The sequence below is a fragment of the Rhodococcus sp. O3 genome (genome assembly GCF_048897285.1).
In the GTDB taxonomy this organism is placed as follows: Bacteria; Actinomycetota; Actinomycetes; order Mycobacteriales; family Mycobacteriaceae; genus Rhodococcus.
This window is the reverse complement of sequence record NZ_JBMBTE010000002.1, coordinates 81,038-98,980: the sequence shown is the minus strand read 5'-3', so window position 1 is coordinate 98,980 and position 17,943 is coordinate 81,038. Positions and strand designations below refer to the sequence as shown.

Here is a 17,943-nt window from a genome sequence, read left to right as displayed (position 1 = left end):
CAGGCCGTGTGCGGATGTCTTTTTGGAGCGCGAATCGGCACCCCGGCCGATCGTGGAGCCCCCTGTCGGGATTGAACCGACGACCTTTCGCTTACAAGGCGAGTGCTCTACCACTGAGCTAAGGAGGCAGTGAAGCGCGCTCATCATATAGGCATCACAGCCCCCTCGCGCCACCGGCCGGTTTGGTTACGGTGGGGTGCATGGTTTCCCCGGCGACGATCCTGGTTCCCATCCCCGGGGGCACGCGATGGTGAACGTGCTGAGCGCGATGCTCGGAAAACTCGTGCTGGATCGGCGGGCGACCGTCGACGCGGTCACCGAGGCTCCGGCGCCGCTGCAGCCGATCGATCTGACCGACGACGCGACGGTCGCCGAAGCCCTCGACGTCGCGGTGCGGGTCGGCGAAGTGCTCCTCGCCTCCGGCACCGGCGCGATCGATACCTCGGACCAGGTGCAGTTCGTCGCGGCGACCTACGGGCTGGCGCGCTGCGACGTGGACGTGACCTACAACTCGATCGTGCTGTCGGCGCATCGGGGCCCGACGATGCCGCCGGCGAGCACGATGCGGATCGTGCACTACCGGTCGATGGACTTCACCCGGCTCGCGGCGGTGGACCGGCTGACCCGCCGGATCAGGCGGGACGCGATCTCCCCGGCCCAGGCCCGAGAGGAACTGCTCGCGATCACGTCGGCTCCGCACCCCTACAACCGGTGGGTCGCGACCTTCGCCTGGTCGGCGATGGCGGCGTCGATCGGGATACTGCTCGGCGGTGGCCTCTTGGTCGCGGCCGTCGCGTTCGTGTCGACGCTGGTGATCGACCGGATGAACCGGTTCCTCAACGGACTCGGCCTGCCGTTCTTCTTCCAGCACCTGGTCGGCGGCATCATCGCGACCGCGCCGGCGATCACGCTGTACGCGTTCCGAGAACCGCTGGGGGTCTCGGTGTCGCCGGGACTGATCATCGCGGCCGGGGTGACGGTGCTGCTGTCGGGCCTGTCGCTGGTCGGTTCGGTGCAGGACGCGATCACGGGCGCGCCCATCACGGCATCGGCCCGCTTCTTCGAGCTGGTCATGATGACCGGCGGGATCATCGCGGGCGTGGCGACGACACTGCGGGTCGCCGTCCTGCTGGGCGCGGAACTGCCGGTCATCTCCTACGTCGCGCAGACGGGTCTGACACAGTTGCCGACGCAGTTCGCGGCCGGTGCCGCCGCGTCGCTGTTCTTCGCCCTGGCCTGTTACGCCGAGCGGCGCGCACTGACGGCAGCGGCCCTGGGCGGCGCGGCCGGTGCCCTGGTGTACCAGCTGGCCCTGGGGCTGAGCGTCGGCCCGATCATCGCGTCGGCGACCGCGGCGACGGTGGTCGGCTTCGCCGGTGGCCTGATGGCCCGCCGCGCCTACACTCCGCCGCTCGTCGTCGCGGTCGCCGGAATCACACCGCTGCTACCGGGCCTGGCGCTGTACCGCGGTCTGTACGCGATCCTGCAGTCGGAACTGCTGGTCGGGTTGACCGCCCTGTTTGCCGCGTTCGGGATCGGCTGCGGACTCGCGGCCGGCGTCACACTCGGCGAGTGGATGGCCCGGACCGCGCGCTACCCGCGCAGCATGCGCCGATCGGGTGCGCTGCGCCGGCCGTCGCTGCGCCGGACCAGGGCGCGGCGGACGCGGAGCTACGAGAGCCCGGAAACGACGAAAGTCACGCCGCGCTTCGGTCGCTTGCGGCGTGACTTCCGGAAAGGCTGAGGGTCAGGAGTTGGCCTGACGAGCCTTTTCGTCGGCCTCCATGGCGTCGCGCAGGCTCTTCGGACGCATGTCGGTCCAGTTCTGCTCGACGTACTCGACGCATGCAGCGCGCGATTCCTCGCCGAACACGACCCGCCATCCCTGGGGGACCTCAGCGAAGGTCGGCCACAGCGAGTACTGCTCCTCGTCGTTCACGAGGACGTAAAAGCGGCCGTCTTCGTCATCAAATGGATTCGTGCTCATCTCGCCTCACTTGTTGCGTAGGTGTGCTGGTCGGGAATCCTACCAAGGAGCGAGAGCTCCCCATGGCCGCCTGCCAGGTTCGCCCCGCGCCGTTCCAGCACTGCACCGAGGATCTCACCTGCCCGGATCGCCGTATTCGACAGCAGCGACGCGGTGATGCCGTGGGTCTTCTCTGTACCGCCCTGCAGATAGATTCCGCCGTCGATGTCGTCGGGTGTGGGCAGCCGGTAGTCGCGGCCGACGTCGCGCAGCGGCGTCTCGGCGGGCGCGAGGTCGCCGAGCAGCGGGGTCAGCGGCGCCGGGGTGAATCCGGTGGCGAGGACGACGGCGTCGCACATGAGCGTGTGGTCGAGGCCGTCGAGTCCACTGTGCACCTGCACCTCGATCCCGGTCGCCGTCTCCTCGACACCGGTGATCTCCGAGGCCCGGCGCATGAACAGCCGCCGCTTGCCCGAGACGCGCTCGCGGTATTCGGTCGCGTAGATCTCGGCGATCAGGTCGGGATCGACGACCGAGTAGTTGGTGCCGCGGTGCAGCTCGAGCAGGCGAGCGCGTTCCTCGTGGGGCGCGCTGTGGAGTTCGTCGACGGTGCTCGGATCGAAGATGCGGTTCGCGTAGGGGCTGTCGTCGGCGGGGCTGTATCCGAAACGGTTGAAGACGTTGTGTACTTCGGCGTCGGGGTAGTTGCGATGGAGGTACTGCACGACCTCGGCGGCGGACTGCCCGGCACCGACGACGACGAACCGCTGATGCACCGGCGCCGGCATCTCGGCGAGGTGGAAAAGGAACTGGTGGTTGTGGAAGCAGCGCGCGGATTCGTTGGCCCACTCGGGAATCCGGGCACGAAGGCCGATGCCCAGTACCACGTTGCGGGCGTAGACGACCTCGCCTTCGGCGGTGCGGACCGCGAACAGTTCCGCCTTGCCGGTGCCGTCGCGCACGGCGTCGACGCCGGTGACCTCGGTGCCGTAGCGGACGTCGGCATCGACCCGTCCGGCCGCCCACTGCAGGTAGTCCTGGAACTCGTGGCGGGTGGGGAAGAAGGTCTGGTGATTGACGAAGTCGACGAGGCGGCCGCACGCGTGAAGGTAGGAGAAGAAGCTGTAGCTACTGGTCGGATTCCGGAAGGTGACCAGGTCCTTGGGGAAGGCGATCTGCATCGTGGCTCCCTCGAGGAGCATCCCCGGGTGCCAGGAGAACGACGGTTGCTTCTCGAAGAATCGCGCCCGGACCGGCGCATCCGACTCGGCTGCGTTGTGTTCTTCGATCGCGATGCTCAACGCCAGATTGGCGGGCCCGAATCCGATACCGACGATGTCGAGGACGTTGTCCGGCGGGAAGTCCGGCACCTCCGAAGCCTCGGAGGGCGCGCTGTATCGATCGGTCATCACTCATCTTTCGTGCTCGGGGGCCACAGCCGCAGGCGGATTCGATCGACTCGGAAAAGATAGCTCAGGCTATCCTTTGTTCGGTGAGCCTACCAATACTTGTGTCGCTAGTGGTGACCTCCGATCGGCAACCGGATTCCCAGGGCGAAAGTCCCGAAACAAGTTGAGCGCGGCGGGATCACGTTCGATCCCACCGCGCTCGTCGGTCGCGAGTTCGGGGCCTCAGCCGGCCAGGAAGTCCAGTACCACCTTGTTCACCGACTCGGGCTGCTCGAGGTACCCGTAGTGACCGGCGTCGGGAATCTCCTCGTAGAGGGCGTTCGGGATCGCGTCGGCGACCTCCTTCGACAGGTACGCCGGAATCATCCTGTCGTCGGCGAATCCGACCGCGAGGCACGGCACCGTGATCGCCCGGTAGGCGGCGCGTCGATCGAACTCGCGGTCCATCGAAAGCTGTGCCCGCACGCCCGGCGAGGTCTTGCCGCCGGTGAACTCGAACACGTCGAGCCAGTCGCGCGCGGCATTCGCGTCCACGAGCGACGCCGGGGACAGGTTCATCACAGCGGTGACCGCGGCCCGGTACTTCGGCGGCAGCTCGACGCCGTTGTCGTACAACTGACGTTCACCCTCGGTCAGCGTGAGCTGGAACTGGTCCATCCGCGCGTGACCGGCCAGGAAGACCGCCTTGCGCACCAGCTCCGGCCGGGCCAGCGCGAGTTCCTGCGCGACGCGGGCGCCCATCGACGTCCCGACGACATGGGCAGGTCCGCCGAGCAGTTCGATCAGGCCCGCGGTGTCGGCGACGAGATCGTCGATCGTCATTCCGCCGAGGCTCTCCCCCGACGGAGCGATCCCGCGATTGTCGAACGTGGCCACGCGGTAGCCCGCCTTGACCAGCGCCGGCACCTGATGCAGGTCCCACACGCGGCCGGGGCTCCCCGTCCCCATGATGAGTACAACGAGGTCGCCGGTCCCTTTGACCTGGTAGTTCAGCGGGATGCCGTTGATCGTCGCTATGGGCATGAAGACCTTCCTCGAAAACGTCGCTGCGTGTCGGCCTCGCCGGGACGAGCGCACGGGCCGCGTCCACCGTACCGCGCGGCACGGCCCACCCGACGGCCCGCAGGAACGCGGCGAGCGCACAGCCGCAGGGCAGTGCGGAGCCGGCCCCTTATCGATACAGACCTCACCCCGGCACGCAGTGCCCCGGTCGCGGCTGGCGTGGGCATGTCCGGTTCTCCTAGAGTCGAACTACGAATGGCCTGCTCGAGCCGAGCAGCACTCCCGGGAGGAAACATCATGGCCGCCGACGTGACCACCGACAACGACATCGCCGACGAAGACCTCGAGCCCGTAGCCGAACAGACTGCCCGCCAGGCGCAGCGCGTCGTCGCGGCCTATGCCGAGGACGCCGACGAGTGCCGCATGCTGCTCTCGATGCTCGGCATCGGACCGACCGACAAGTCCGCCTGACCGTCCGCTCCGACAGCCGCTCAGCCAGAGAAGAGGACGCCCCGTGCCCGCAGCCGATTCGCCGACCCTCACCGAATCCGACTTCGTTGTGGTCGCCAATCGGCTGCCCGTCGACCTCGAACGCCTTCCGGACGGCACGACCCGATGGAAGCGCAGCCCCGGCGGACTCGTCACCGCGCTCGAGCCGATCCTGCGCACCCACCGCGGTGCGTGGGTCGGCTGGGCCGGTGTCGCCGATGCCGACCTGGATCCGATCGTCGACGACGACCTGGTGATGCACCCTGTTCCCCTCAGCGCCCAGGAGATCGCCGACTACTACGAGGGTTTCTCGAACGCCACGTTGTGGCCGCTGTACCACGACGTCATCGTCCGTCCCGAATACCACCGCGAATGGTGGAACGCCTACGTCGAGGTCAACCGCCGGTTCGCGGAAGCGGCGGCGAAGGCTGCCGCGGAAGGTGCGACCGTCTGGATCCAGGATTACCAGCTCCAGCTCGTACCGAAGATGCTGCGGATGCTGCGCCCGGATCTGACGATCGGCTTCTTCCTTCACATTCCGTTCCCGCCCGTCGAGCTGTTCATGCAGATGCCGTGGCGCACCGAGATCGTCGACGGACTGCTCGGCGCCGATCTGATCGGCTTCCACCTGCCCGGCGGAGCCCAGAACTTCCTGTACCTCGCCCGGCGACTGGCCGGGCACCAGACCTCCCGCGGCAACGTCGGTGTCCGGTCGAAGCTCGGTGTCGTCCAGGTCGGGTTCCGCACCGTCCGGGTCGGCGCGTTCCCGATCTCCATCGCGTCCGGTGACCTCGACGAACAGTCCCGCCGAAAGTCGATTCGCGACCGCGCCAAGCAGATCCGCAAGGAACTCGGCAATCCGAAGCGCATCATGCTCGGCGTCGACCGGCTCGATTACACCAAGGGCATCGACGTCCGGCTCGACGCGCTGCACGAACTGATCGCGGAGGGTCGCGTCGACCCGTCCGAGACGGTCATGGTCCAGCTCGCGACCCCGAGCCGGGAACGGGTCGAGTCCTACATCCACATGCGCGGCGAGATCGAGAAGATGGTCAGCCGCATCAACGGCGAGTACGCCGAGGTCGGCCGGCCGGTGGTGCACTACATCCACCGCCCGGTCCCCCGCGACGAGCTCATCGCGTTCTTCGTCGCCGCCGACGTGATGCTCGTGACTCCCCTGCGCGACGGGATGAACCTCGTCGCGAAGGAGTACGTGGCCTGCCGCAGCGACCTCGGCGGCGCCCTGGTTCTGAGCGAATTCACCGGCGCCGCAGCAGAATTGCGACAGGCTTTCCTGTGCAACCCGCACGATCTGGAGAACGTGAAGGACCAGATGGAGGCCGCGCTGTCACAGTCCCGCGAGGACGGACGGCGGCACATGCGGGCACTGCGGCGGCAGGTCCTCACGCACGACGTGGACCGCTGGGCCCGCGCGTTCCTCGACGCGCTCGCGCACGGCGGCGCGGCAGGTCCCGCATTGATCGCCCCCGCGGAGGCCGGCGAACCGGTGTGACCCGGCCGCCCGCCTCCGGCGGTTCGACGGCACGTGCCTCGATCAGATCGGCCCCAGCCGGCTCACCAGCCAGCGACCGTCCTCGTTCTCCAGCTCGACCCGGACCCGGCTGGCGCTGCTGACGGCCTCCGGGAACTCCGAGTTGGTACTGATCGTGTTGACGAACAACATCGCCACGGCGTGGTCGGCCTCGGCCGAGACGATCGACGACGACTGCACGACGGCCTGAACGCTGATCGACTTCTCCTTGGCGCCCGGGACGATCACGTTGTTCATCAGGTTCAGATATTCCTCGCGGAAGTCGCCGGTCAGCCCCTCCGCGGCGGCCGCGACCTGCTCGTCGACCTTGTCGTAGCTGTACGCGAGCACGGCGACGGCCTGCTCCTCGGCGGCCTTCACCGCGTCGGTGCGTGCCGCCTCGGCGGCGTTGTCCTGGATCTTGCCGTAGGCCAGCCAGCCGACGACCGCGGCCAGCACGACGGCGACGGCCACGAGTGCAGCGGCCAGCCCCCGCGGCGCCCCCTTCTTTCCGGTGGGAGCCACGGCATCACCGCCGGAGGTCGCCTCCGCCGTGTCACTGCCGGAGGTGGTCTCCCTGCTCTTCTCGAGGACGACGGCCTCGTCGCTGCCCCCGTTCTTGTCAGTCCTGATCTCGTCGGTCCCGTTCTGGTCGGTCCGGTTCTCGTCGCTCACGGTACGAACTCCACCTTCGATGCCAACAGCCGTCCGCCCTCGTCGCAGATCGTGACGCGCAACCGGAAGTCACGCGGCGAGGGTTCGGGCTGGCCGGCGTTGGACACCATCATGCGCGAAGCGACCAGCGACGACGTGCACGCGCCGTCCTCGGTCTGGATGCCCGCCTCGATCACTTCCCCGTTGGTGTCGACTCCGGCCTTCTGCACGACCTCCACGAACGGGCCTTCGCGGCCTTCGAATTCGGCCTTGAAATCGCCGGTGGCGCCCTCGAGCAGTCGCTGGACGTCGGCGTCGGCGGTGTCGCTGTGGATCGTGGTCAGGTTCAGCACCGTCTGCCGCGCGGCCTGCAGGTACGCCTGGCGTCGTTCGTCGCGCTCGTTGCTCGACTGCCGGTCGATCAGCAGCCAGACCCCGGTCGCGATCAGGGCGACGATCAGGACTGCCGCGCCGATCGAGACGGGCCGGGTCCAAGTTCGGCCCGCCGACGTGCCTTCGGATGTCGTGTTCTCGTCCGTCATCAGCCCTGCTGTGCCTTCATGTACGCCTCCAAACTCGTGTCTGCCCCCGTGTCCGTGTGGCGGTAGACCGTGCCGTCCGGACCAATGTACGTGCCGGTTGCCGGATCGATTCGGCGCGCGGTCACACCCGCCGGTGCGGCAGCGCCCGAACCTTCGGAGTACGACGCGGGCTGGGGGACGTCGTTCGCGGATGCCACCGGCGTCGGCGGGCCGGTCCACGGGTTGTCGGTGTACTCGGGCTGGTAGCCGGTCCGGCACATTTCCGGTGTCGGAGCACGACGGCCCGGGAACTCCATGCAGGGAACGTTGCGGGCACCGCGCACCGTGTTCGGATCCGATTGCGGCAGTTTGCAGAACAGGTCACCGGGCGAGTCGATCAGGGACTCGTCGGCGGGACTGCGCCACTGGTCCGCCGGAAGGAATCCGGCCAGGCACGGCGGCGGATCGTGCAACTGGAGGTGGAAGTCGACGACCGCGCCGTCCTCGGCCGGTCCGCTGCCGGCCGCGGTGATCAGGGCCGTGGTCATCGGCGGGTACAGCACCAGGATCTGTTCGATGCCGGCGTTGTAGACGACGCCGACCTCACCGACACTGACGAGGTTCGCGAGCAGCAGCGGCAGTGTGGGTTTGAGGTCCTGCAGCAGTTGTTCGGCTTCGACGGCCGCGCCGGGGCCCTTATCGAGCAGCGCCCGCAGATCCGGGTCGCTGACGCGGAGCCGGTCGGTGAAGGTCACCATGTCCCGCGTCCAGGAACGGATCGCGTCGCTGCTGACGACCTGGGTGTCGAGCAGCGGGCCGAGTTCGTCGAGCAGTTGCTTCGTGGGAGCGCTGTTGGCGTTGGCCTCCTGCACGAACAGCCGGGTCGAGTCGATCAGCCGCTGCAGGTCGGGTCCGGATCCGTTGAACGCGTTGAACGCCTCGTCCACGACGGTCTGCAGGCGCGTGTCGCTGATGCTCGCGAGCAGCACGTCCGCCTGGTCGAGCAGTGCCCCGACCTCCTGCGGCACGCTCGCTCGATCGACGGGGATCACGTCACCGTCCGCGAGATGCGCGTCGTCCGACGCATTCTCGTGCGGAACCAGGTCGATGTACTGCTCGCCGACCGCCGACACGCTGCGCACCGTGACGTCGACGTCGGCCGGGATCTTGTAGTCGCTGTCGATCGACATCTCGGCCTCGACCCCGGTAGGGGTGAGCGAAACGGACTCGACCACACCGACATTCGTTCCCCGATAGCTGACGTTCGAATGCCGGTACAGGCCACCGGTCGACGGCAGTTCCGCGGTGACCGTGTAGCGGCCGACCCCGAGAAGCTGCGGCAGCCGGACGTACTGCGCCGACATGACGACCAATCCGATCACCGTGAGGATCGCGAAGATCACCAACTGGATGCGGACGAACTTCGAGAGCATCATGGCGCGGGCACCCCCAGCTGCGGCAGTTCGGGGATCGTGAACTCGCCGAGCCCCGGCACGGTCACGGTCGCCGGGCCGGGCCCGGTCCGCGGAGCCGGCGGCTGCAGCGGGGCCAGGAACGGGTCGGCGGCCTGCCCCGCGAGTCCGGCGTCCTGCCCCAGGATGCCTTCGGGACCGGCGAGCCGGCCGGCGAGCGGGGTTCCGGTCAGGAAGTTCAGGTCGAGACGATCCAGGGTCAGGTCGATGGTCATGGCGAGGTTCGCGTAGTCGCCTCGGATGATGTTGTTGATACCGGCCTGCGGGAACGGATAGGTGAGCAGCACACCGAGCACCTGGGTGAGCGAGTTGCCCGAATCCGCGAGTGCCCGCAGGGTCGGGGTCAGCGCCTGCAGGTTCGTGTCCAGGTCTTCCCCGGCGTTCTCGACGAGCCTGCTTGCAACGGAACTCAACTCACCGAGCGAAGTCAGCGCCGCGGTCAGATTCCCGCGCTGATCGGAGAGCACCTCGATCGCCGCCGGCAATTCGTCGAGGGCGCGTTCGAGGGTGTCGGTCTGGTCGTTGACCGTCGACGCCAACCGGTCCATGCCCTCCATCGCGGAGATGATGTCGGTGCGCTGCCGGTCGAGGGTGCCGACGAGCTCGTCGAGCCGCGGCATCAGGTCGCGGAGCGAATCCTCACGTCCGACGAGCGCGGCGTTCAGTTCGGTGGTGATGTCGTTGATCTGGGCGAGTCCGCCGCCGTTGAGCACCACCGACAGCGACGACAGCGTCTGCTCGGTCGTCGGGTAGGCACCGGCGCGTTCGAGCGGGATGACGTCGCCGTCCTCGAGCCGGCCCTGCGGCGGCTCGTCGGTCGGCTCGGCCAGTTCCAGGTGCTGCGATCCGAGCAGGCTGGTCTGCCCGATGCGGGCGGTGGCGTTCGCGGGCAGTTCGACGTCCCCGTCGAGGGCTACCGTCACCAGCGCATGCCAGTCCACGACCTCGATGTTCGCGATGCTCCCGACGGTGACGTCGTCGACACGCACCGGCGAGTTCTGGGACAGGGTCGTGACGTTCGGCATCTCGATCTGCACCTGATACGCGCCGTCCCCGCGACCGGCGGTACCCGGCATCGGGACCGAGTTCAGCCCGTTCCATTCGCAGGCCGACAGGGTCATCGCGGCGATCATCAGGGTGGTGACGGCGGCGAGCCGCCTCGAAGATACGGCTGTGAGCCGCCCGGTGCGCGTGGTCATCGGCCTCCTCCCGGCTGCAGCAGCGAGCCCAGGTCGCCGGGCACCTCGATGCTCGGCAGTCCGGACAGCAGTCCGTCGACCGGGCTCGGTGCGGGCGCTTCCTCGGGGGCGATGCCGCGTCCGGCCGTGGCCTCTTCGAGCCACGATTCGGTGTAGTGGAGCTGGTCCGGGAACGCCTGCACGCCGGCGATCGGGTTGATCAGGTACGGCAGGTAGTTGCTCGACAGCGATGCGAGCACGGGCCCGAGTTGCTGTCGGCACAGTTCCTCGCTGCGCTCCGAGGTCGCGTTGGCCGCCGCACCCACCGACCCGCACATCCATTCGATCGGGTTGCGGCCGTTGCTGATCGAGAGGGCACCCGTGAGCGAACCCTGGGCCGGCTTGTAGATGTTGTAGAAGTTCGACAGCGCCGTCGGACCGGAGTGCAGGACCCGTTCGATCTCGGGCCGTTTGCGGGCGAGGACCTCGGTGGCGTCGGCGAGGCGCTCGACGGATTCGGTGAGTCCGTCACGGTTGTCCTGGACGAACCGCTGCACGTCGCCGACCGCGATGTTCAGGTCGGTGAGCGAGGTTCCGAGCTGGTCGGAGCTCGCGGCGAGTACGTCGGACACGGATGCGAGGCGGCCGCCGAACTGCACGATCTGCTCGTCGCTCTTGGACAGCACGGAGACGAATGCCTGCAGGTTGCGGACGGTGGAGAACAGGTCGGTGCGGCCGTCGGACAGGGTCCGCATCGTCTCCGACAGCTCCCGCAGCGCCTCGCGCACGGTGGTGCCGTTGCCCTCCAGATTCTCGGCGGCGGTGTCGATGAACCGGCCGAGCGAGCCCTGCGGGTCGAGATCCTCCGGCCCGAGTGCCTCGGTCAACCGCATCAGTTCGGTCTTGATCTCGTCCCACTCGACGGGAGAGGCCGTGCGCGACAACGGAATCGTGGCCTCGTCGGCGATCGTCTCCCCACCGGAGTACACGGGGGTGAGCTGAATGAACCGTGCCGAGACGAGGCTCTGCGCGATGATCACGGCCTGGGCGTCGGCGGGGACGTCGACCGAGTCGTCGACCTGCATCGTGACCCGGGACATGTCGGCGCCCGGTTCGATGGAGGTGATGCGCCCGACCGGCACGCCGAGGACCCGAACGTCGTCGCCTTCGTACAGCCCTGTGGTGGACACGAATTCGGCGTGAATCGTGCGCTTGCCCCAGCCCGGCAGCACGAACGCGGCGACACCGGCGATCAGGGCCGCGGCGACCGCGGCGGCGACCGCGGGCACCAGCCACTTCGGCCGGCCCGGCTTCTTCCCGTTCTCGATGGTCGTGTCGCTCATTCGCCATCCTTCTTGATCGACGGCGGGTTGTCCGGAATCACGTCCTCCAGGTCCTCCTGCAGGAGTTCGGGCGCGACGATCCCGTCGACGACCGCCTTCCACCACGGTGCGGGCAGGATGTTCGAGACGTACGCGTTGAAGAACGGTCCGCTGGCGACGGATTCGCCGAGGGAACTGATGTAGGGGCCGAGTCCGTCGAGCGCTTCGGCGATGTTGTCCTTGTTCGCCTGCAGATTCGCGGTGACCGCGTTCAGCGTCTCGAGCGTCGGCGCCATCTGTGCCTGGTTGTCCTGGACCAGACCGGTCAGCTGCCGCGACACCGCCGAGACGTTCGCGATGAGCTCGGTGATGGCGTCGCGACGCAGGCTCAGTTCGCCGAACAGATCGTTGGCGTCGAGGATCAGTTCGTTGATGCGGTCGCTGCGTTCGGCGAGGATGCCGGTGACGTTCTCGGCGCGGCCGAGAAGGTCCTGCAGCGATTCGTCGCGCGCGTTGATGGATTCGGACAGCCGCCGCATGCCCTCGAGCGCCCCGCTGATCTCGGGCGGGGTGTCCTGCAGTGCAAGCGACAGGGCGTCGAGCGATTCGTTGATGCCGTCGGTGTCGAGTTCGGACACGCTCGTGGTGAGGTCCCCGAGCGCATCGGGCAGCGAGTACGGCGCGTTGGTGCGCTCGACGGGGATCGTCGTGCCGGGCCGCAGGACGCCGTCGCCGGCCGGACGCACCGCCAGGGACTTGCGGCCGAGGACCGTGTTGGTCTTGATGTCGGCGCCGGTGGCCTCGCCGAGGGCGATTCCGTCGCGGACCGTGAAGGTCACCAGCACCTGCTGTCCGTCGAGTTCGACGCCAGTGACGGTACCGACGTCGACACCGGCGAGGCTGACGTCGTCGCCCGGCACGAGGCCACCCGCGTCGGTGAAGTGCGCCGAGTAGTTCAGGCCTCCCGAGATGAACGGGAGCTGGTCGTACTGCAGGCCCGCGAGCACGATCGCGGCACACACACCGAGGCCGATGACACCGACCTGGACTGGATTGCGTTCACGAGTAGGGCTCATTCGACCTTTGCACACCTTCCGGTCGTCTGCTCCGCCGACGTGTAACGGATCGTCGTCCCGTCCGGTCCGGAGAACTTGAACGTGTTGGCGCACAGGAAGAACTGGAAGAAGTTTCCGTACACACCGACACGGATGAGCTTCTTGTAGTCCGTCGGCAACCGTTCGAGGGTGCGATTGATGTCGTCCTCACCGAGCTCGAGCTGCGTCATCGTGCGGTTGGTCTCGGCGATCACCGACTGCAGGTCGGGCCGCGTGTTCTGCAGCAGCGACGCGAGATCCGCGGTGCCCGCGGACAACTGCGGGATCGCCGCCCCGATGGGGTCACGGTCCTCGGCGAGGCCGCCGACGAGGGTGTGCAGGCGGTCGATGGTGTCGCCGAACTGCTGGTCGCGTTCGTCGATCGTGCCCAGCACGGTGTTGAGGTTGTCGATGACGTCGCCGATGAGCTGGTCGCGGTCGGCGAGCGAGTTGGTGAACGAGTTGGTGTTGCCGAGCAGCGACACCAGCGTGCCGCCCTGCCCCTGGAAGATCTGCAGCAACGCGCCGGACAGGTCGTTGACCTGCTGCGAATCCAGTCCCTTCAGCAGCGGCTTGAATCCGCCGAGCAGCAGATCCAGATCGAGCGCCGGCGCGGTCCGGTCGAGCGGGATGGTCTCGCCCGGCTGCAGCTTCTCGCCGCTGCTGCCCGGACCTTCGAGCAACTCCAGGTAGCGGTCGCCGACGAGGTTCTCGTAGCGGACGGTCGCGCGGGTGCTCTGCAGCAGCGTGTATTTCGAGTCGACGTCGAAGTCGACCTCGGCGATGTTGCCGTCACCGATGTCGACCTTGCCGACCGACCCCACGGGGACACCCGCGATGCGCACCTTGTCGCCGGGCTTCAGCCCGGACACGTCGGTGAACGTCGCGCGGTATCCCTCGCTGCCGGAGAACCTGGCCTGGCTGAACACCACGGCGAGGCCCGCGAAGATCAGGATCATCGCGACGGCGAAGGCCGTGAACTTGATGGTGGTCGGTCTCATGGTCACTGCCCTGCCGCAAGGTCGTCGCCGTACAGGTACTGGAAGATCGTCGGGGTTCGGACCCACGCCTCGGTGGAGGGCTTGTAGGGCACTTCACCGGTGTTCGCGACCGCGAACTGTGCGTGTCCGTCGCGAACGGGGTCGAAGTTCGGCAGGCCGTAGCAGTTGGGACCACCGCTCGCCCCGACGACGGGGAGGTCCTGTTCCTGGTTGTAGATGGTGGCACCGCCCATGAAGCTGGTGCTCAGCATCAGCGACGCGTACTTGCCGGTGCCGGCCATCGGCTCGAACGCGATCCGCGCGTCGTTGAGTCCGACGATGAAGCACGTCAGCTCGGGCGAGTACTCCCCGAGGAGGGTGGTCGTGTGGGTCAGCAGGTCCAGCGACGTGGTCAGCTGGGCCTCGTTCTCGCCGAGGACGTCCCGGCCGGTGGTCGCGAGACCGATGACGTTCATCAGCAGCAGGTCGAGGTTGGACTGTTCGTCGACGACGGTGTTGCCGACGTCGGTGGCGTTGCCGACGGTGGCCATCAGGTCGGGTGCGGTGTCGGCGTAGACACCGGTCACGTCCGCGGCGGCCTGGAGATCGTACTGCAGTTGCGGCAGAGACGGATTCATCGTCACGAGGTAGTCGTCGACCTCCGCGAGTGCGGCACCGAGATCGTCACCGCGACCACGCAGGCCTTCCGAGATCGCACCGAGCGTGGCGTTGAGCTTCTCCGGCTGCACCTGCGCGAGCACGTCGTTGAGGTGCTCGAAGACGGTGTTGAACTCGACGGTGACGTTCTCGGCGGCGATGACCGCCCCTTCCTGCATCGGCACCGGCGACGCATCGTCCGGGACGACCAGGTTGACGAACTTCGCCCCGAACACGGTCGTCGATTCGATGGTCACCTGGGCGTTCGACGGAATCAGGTGCAATTGACCGGGATTCATCGCCAGCTGCAGCACCGCACCGTCCGGGGTGTGCTCGATCGACGAAACCCGGCCGACCTCGACGCCGCGCAACTTGACCTTGGCGTCGGGTTCCATCACCAGGCCGGAACGGGCGGAGGTCACGGTCACCGGGACGGTGGCGGTGAAGCCGCCGACGAACTGCGTCAGCGCCGCGACGACGAGCACGGCGAGCCCGCCGACCATCCCGAGGGCGGCGAGTTTCTTCTTCCACGATGGGCTGTCCATGAATGCCGCCTATCCCGACAGGTTGAAGTTGCCGGACATCCCGTAGACCGCGAGCGAGATGAGGAGGGTGACGGTGACGACGGCGATGAGGGACGCGCGCACGGCGTTGCCGACGGCGACACCGACCCCGACCGGCCCGCCGCTGGCGTTGAAGCCGTAGTAGGTGTGGATGAGCATCACCGCGATGGCCATGACGATCGCCTGAACGAACGACCACAGGATGTCGGTGGGGATGAGGAACGTCTGGAAGTAGTGGTCGTACACGCCGGCGGACTGGCCGTAGAGCACGACCGTCGCGAAGCGGCTGGCGATGAACGAGGCGATCACCGCGAGCGAGTACAGCGGGACGATCGCGATCATCCCGGCCATCACCCGCGTGCTCACCAGGTACGGGACGGACGGGATCGCCATCACCTCGAGCGCGTCGATCTCCTCGGAGACCCGCATCGCGCCGAGCTGGGCGGTGGAACCGGCCCCGATGGTCGCGGCGAGGCCGATGCCCGCGATGGTCGGGGCGGCGATGCGCACGTTGATGAACGCCGCGAAGAAGCCGGTGAGCGCCTCGACACCGATGTTGCCGAGGGAGCTGAAGCCCTGCACCGCGATGATGCCGCCGGTGAACAGGGTCAGGAAGCCGACGATCACGACCGTGCCGCCGATGACGGCGAGCGCGCCGGTACCCATGCTGATCTCGGCGACGAGCCGGACCGTTTCCTTCGGATAGTGCATCAGCGCGCGCGGCGCGGAGCCGAGTGCGCGGCCGAAGAACAGTGCCTGTTCGCCGATGCCGTCGATCGAGTTCGACGCGGCACGGACACGTCGGCGCATGCGGGGGAAGCGCCCGGTAATCACTGCCATCTACACCACCACCGAGCCGCTCATCCGGCCGTCAGCTTGATGCCGACGGCCGTGACGAGGAGATTGACGACGAACAGTGCCATGAAGGCGAACACGACCGTCTGGTTGACGGCGTCGCCGACGCTCTTGGCACCGCCCTTGACGTTGAGTCCGAGATAGGACGCGACGAGTCCGGCGATCATGCCGAACAGACCCGCCTTGACCTGGGAGATCATCAGCTCGCCGAAGCCGGTGAGCAGCGTGATGCCGTTGACGAAGGCGCCGGGGTTCACGTCCTGCAGGAACACCGAGAACGCGAAACCGCCGAGGATGCCGATCGAGCACACGAGGCCGTTGAGCAGCAACGCCACCACCGTGGAGGCGAGCACACGCGGCACGACGAGGCGATGGATCGGGTTGATGCCGAGCACCCGCATCGCGTCGATCTCCTCGCGGATGGTCCGGGCGGCGAGGTCCGCGCAGATCGCGGTCGCGCCGGCACCGGCGACGATGAGGACGGTGACCATCGGCCCGACCTGGGTGACGGCGCCGAGCGCGGCACCCGCACCGCTGAGGTCGGCGGCACCGATTTCCCGCAGCAGGATGTTGAGGGTGAAGCTGACCAGGACCGTGAACGGCACTGCCACAAGGACGGTCGGCAGAAGCGACACCCGTGCTACGAACCACGCCTGGTCGATGAATTCGCGCCGTTGGAACGGCCGGGAGAATGCAGCGCGGGCGGTTTCCCCGGTCATGGCGAAGAGACCGCCGACAGCGCGCAACGGGACCTCGAGGAGGTCTACCAACGTCTCCCCTCCGTTCGTTGGTTGGGTCGGCCACGGACCGACGCGGGCCGCATTGTGACCCGCGTCATACTAACTAGAACGTGTTCACACTGTCAAAGATGCGCACCGGAGACGCGGAGGACGCCGTACACCGATGGCGGATTTCGTGAAGCCGGGAGTGGAACCCCGGCCGGATAAGTGGGTTTACGTGGAGCTTCACAACTCTGGTCGGCGGCCGCCCGGAACCGGCAACCGATGCGATCGCACCCGGGGACGCCCGCGGTGCAGGATCCGAAACTGGAACAAGTTTCAAAGGAAAACCGAGGTGCTGGAGCCGAGTTCACGGCACGGAATCGTCGAACCTCGACCCTATCCGGCCCCGACGGCGGACTGCGGAATATTAACCGAGAACGACGGTGCCTGTCACCTGGAGTAGCAGCAACGGTTGGGTGTGCCTTTCCGGCGCCCCAGGCGCCGAAAAGGCACACCGGCGTCAGAGCTTGAGGAGTTCGGCAGCCGAGAACATGCGGGCCGGGTCGCGGTCCTCGAAGTAGCTCCCGAGTTCCTGCGCGAGCGTCTCCGGGGTCCATCGGACGTCGGCGTCGAAACGCTGCTCGACGACGGGTGCCGCCATCAACGCGACCATCGGCCCGTAGACGACGAAGACCTGACCGTTGACCCGGTCCGCGGCCGGCGAAGCCAGGTACGACACGAGCGTTCCGACGTGCTCGGGCGACAGCGGATCGACCTCGGCGTTCGGCGCCGCGCCGAACACCGACTCGGTCATGGCGGTCCGGCCACGCGGGCAGATCGCGTTGGCACGCACGCCGTACCGGGACAGTCCCCGGGCCGCGGACAGGGTGAGCGAGATGATGCCGGCCTTGGCGGCACCGTAGTTGGCCTGCCCCTCGGGACCGAGCAGGCCCGCCTCGGATGCGGTGTTGACGATGCGGGCGTAGACGGGCGCCCCGGCTTCCTTCGACTTGGCACGCCAGTAGGCGGCCGCGTTCCGGCACAGCAGGAAATGTCCGCGCAGGTGCACCGCGATCACGGCGTCCCATTCCTCGTCGGACATGTTGGGCAGCATGCGGTCCCGCACGATGCCCGCGTTGTTGACGACGATGTCGAGGCTGCCGAACCGATCCTGCGCGGTGGAGACGAGCGCGTCGGCCGTGGCGCGTTCGGCGACGCTGCCCGGCACGAACGCGACGTCGCCGCCGATCGCGCGGATCTGCTCGAGCGTGTCCTGGACCTCGTCGGTCTCGGCGAGGTCGTTGACGATCACCGTCGCGCCGGCCTGCGCGAGCGCCACCGCCTCGGCACGACCCAGTCCCGCACCGGCGCCGGTCACCACGGCGACCTTGCCGGTCAGGTCTGCCCCACGGGGGTCGGTGACGTTCTCGGGACCGGCGCTGCCGTCAACACTCATGAACCGCACTCCTTGCGACCGCGGCGGACCCTGACGGCCCACCTCTTCGTAACCGGCCCTCCGGCCGCCATG

At 67.8% G+C, this 17,943-nt stretch carries 17 protein-coding genes and 1 tRNA gene; 3 read left to right on the top strand and 15 right to left on the bottom strand.

Annotated elements, in window-relative coordinates:
• Window positions 1-53: 53 nt before the first annotated feature.
• Window positions 54-128 (bottom strand) — tRNA-Thr (locus tag ACN675_RS01470).
• Window positions 129-247: 119 nt separating this feature from the next.
• Here ACN675_RS01470 and ACN675_RS01465 point away from each other — a divergent pair.
• Entirely contained in the window at window positions 248-1,744 is a 1,497-nt protein-coding gene (locus tag ACN675_RS01465; protein WP_420749213.1) for a threonine/serine ThrE exporter family protein, read from the top strand.
• Window positions 1,745-1,747: 3 nt separating this feature from the next.
• Here ACN675_RS01465 and ACN675_RS01460 read toward each other — a convergent pair whose 3' ends face one another.
• The 3 genes from ACN675_RS01460 to ACN675_RS01450 form a co-directional block, all read right to left on the bottom strand.
• The gene (locus ACN675_RS01460) at window positions 1,748-1,987 is read right to left on the bottom strand and encodes an MbtH family protein (protein WP_197251288.1); all 240 of its coding nucleotides are present in this window, start codon (window positions 1,985-1,987) and stop codon (window positions 1,748-1,750) included.
• Window positions 1,984-3,375: a lysine N(6)-hydroxylase/L-ornithine N(5)-oxygenase family protein gene (locus tag ACN675_RS01455; RefSeq protein WP_420749212.1), complete on the bottom strand. Its 1,392-nt coding sequence runs from the start codon at window positions 3,373-3,375 to the stop codon at window positions 1,984-1,986. Before ACN675_RS01455 ends, ACN675_RS01460 begins: the two co-directional genes overlap by 4 nt.
• A gap of 222 nt (window positions 3,376-3,597) precedes the next feature.
• On the bottom strand, window positions 3,598-4,398 hold the full coding sequence (locus tag ACN675_RS01450) for an alpha/beta fold hydrolase (RefSeq protein WP_420749211.1): 801 nt from the start codon (window positions 4,396-4,398) through the stop codon (window positions 3,598-3,600).
• Between the two features lie 276 nt (window positions 4,399-4,674).
• Here ACN675_RS01450 and ACN675_RS01445 point away from each other — a divergent pair, with 276 nt between their 5' ends.
• Together ACN675_RS01445 and ACN675_RS01440 are read left to right on the top strand one after the other, a co-directional pair.
• Window positions 4,675-4,848 (top strand): hypothetical protein, encoded by a 174-nt coding sequence (locus ACN675_RS01445; RefSeq protein ID WP_197251285.1) that lies wholly within the window; start codon window positions 4,675-4,677, stop codon window positions 4,846-4,848.
• A gap of 43 nt (window positions 4,849-4,891) precedes the next feature.
• A complete protein-coding gene (locus ACN675_RS01440; protein ID WP_420749210.1) occupies window positions 4,892-6,379 on the top strand; it encodes an alpha,alpha-trehalose-phosphate synthase (UDP-forming) in 1,488 nt (495 codons plus the stop codon).
• A 42-nt stretch (window positions 6,380-6,421) separates the two neighbouring features.
• On the opposite strand, the gene ACN675_RS01435 is transcribed toward ACN675_RS01440, so the two are convergent.
• The 11 genes from ACN675_RS01435 to ACN675_RS01385 form a co-directional block, all read right to left on the bottom strand.
• Complete coding sequence (locus ACN675_RS01435) at window positions 6,422-7,072, bottom strand: twin-arginine translocation pathway signal (RefSeq protein ID WP_420749209.1); 651 nt, start codon at window positions 7,070-7,072, stop codon at window positions 6,422-6,424.
• The gene (locus ACN675_RS01430) at window positions 7,069-7,593 is read right to left on the bottom strand and encodes a hypothetical protein (RefSeq protein ID WP_420749208.1); all 525 of its coding nucleotides are present in this window, start codon (window positions 7,591-7,593) and stop codon (window positions 7,069-7,071) included. Before ACN675_RS01430 ends, ACN675_RS01435 begins: the two co-directional genes overlap by 4 nt.
• Window positions 7,593-9,008: an MCE family protein gene (locus ACN675_RS01425; protein ID WP_420749207.1), complete on the bottom strand. Its 1,416-nt coding sequence runs from the start codon at window positions 9,006-9,008 to the stop codon at window positions 7,593-7,595. Before ACN675_RS01425 ends, ACN675_RS01430 begins: the two co-directional genes overlap by 1 nt.
• A complete protein-coding gene (locus ACN675_RS01420) occupies window positions 9,005-10,243 on the bottom strand; it encodes an MCE family protein (protein ID WP_420749206.1) in 1,239 nt (412 codons plus the stop codon). The genes ACN675_RS01425 and ACN675_RS01420 overlap by 4 nt, the downstream gene beginning before the upstream one ends.
• Complete coding sequence (locus ACN675_RS01415) at window positions 10,240-11,565, bottom strand: MCE family protein (protein WP_420749205.1); 1,326 nt, start codon at window positions 11,563-11,565, stop codon at window positions 10,240-10,242. Before ACN675_RS01415 ends, ACN675_RS01420 begins: the two co-directional genes overlap by 4 nt.
• Window positions 11,562-12,620 (bottom strand): MCE family protein, encoded by a 1,059-nt coding sequence (locus tag ACN675_RS01410; protein ID WP_420749204.1) that lies wholly within the window; start codon window positions 12,618-12,620, stop codon window positions 11,562-11,564. Before ACN675_RS01410 ends, ACN675_RS01415 begins: the two co-directional genes overlap by 4 nt.
• Window positions 12,617-13,639: an MCE family protein gene (locus ACN675_RS01405; protein ID WP_420749203.1), complete on the bottom strand. Its 1,023-nt coding sequence runs from the start codon at window positions 13,637-13,639 to the stop codon at window positions 12,617-12,619. The genes ACN675_RS01410 and ACN675_RS01405 overlap by 4 nt, the downstream gene beginning before the upstream one ends.
• 2 nt (window positions 13,640-13,641) lie before the next feature.
• Window positions 13,642-14,820 carry an MCE family protein gene (locus ACN675_RS01400; RefSeq protein WP_420749202.1) on the bottom strand — a complete coding sequence of 393 codons (1,179 nt, stop codon included), beginning with the start codon at window positions 14,818-14,820 and terminating at the stop codon, window positions 13,642-13,644.
• Window positions 14,821-14,829: 9 nt separating this feature from the next.
• The gene (locus ACN675_RS01395; protein WP_420749201.1) at window positions 14,830-15,678 is read right to left on the bottom strand and encodes an MlaE family ABC transporter permease; all 849 of its coding nucleotides are present in this window, start codon (window positions 15,676-15,678) and stop codon (window positions 14,830-14,832) included.
• A gap of 20 nt (window positions 15,679-15,698) precedes the next feature.
• Window positions 15,699-16,463, bottom strand: a complete 765-nt coding sequence (locus tag ACN675_RS01390) for an MlaE family ABC transporter permease (protein ID WP_068155309.1) — start codon at window positions 16,461-16,463, stop codon at window positions 15,699-15,701.
• Window positions 16,464-16,935: 472 nt separating this feature from the next.
• Window positions 16,936-17,871, bottom strand: coding sequence for a 3-oxoacyl-ACP reductase (locus ACN675_RS01385; RefSeq protein ID WP_420749200.1), 936 nt, complete (start codon window positions 17,869-17,871; stop codon window positions 16,936-16,938).
• Between the last annotated feature and the right edge of the window lie 72 nt (window positions 17,872-17,943).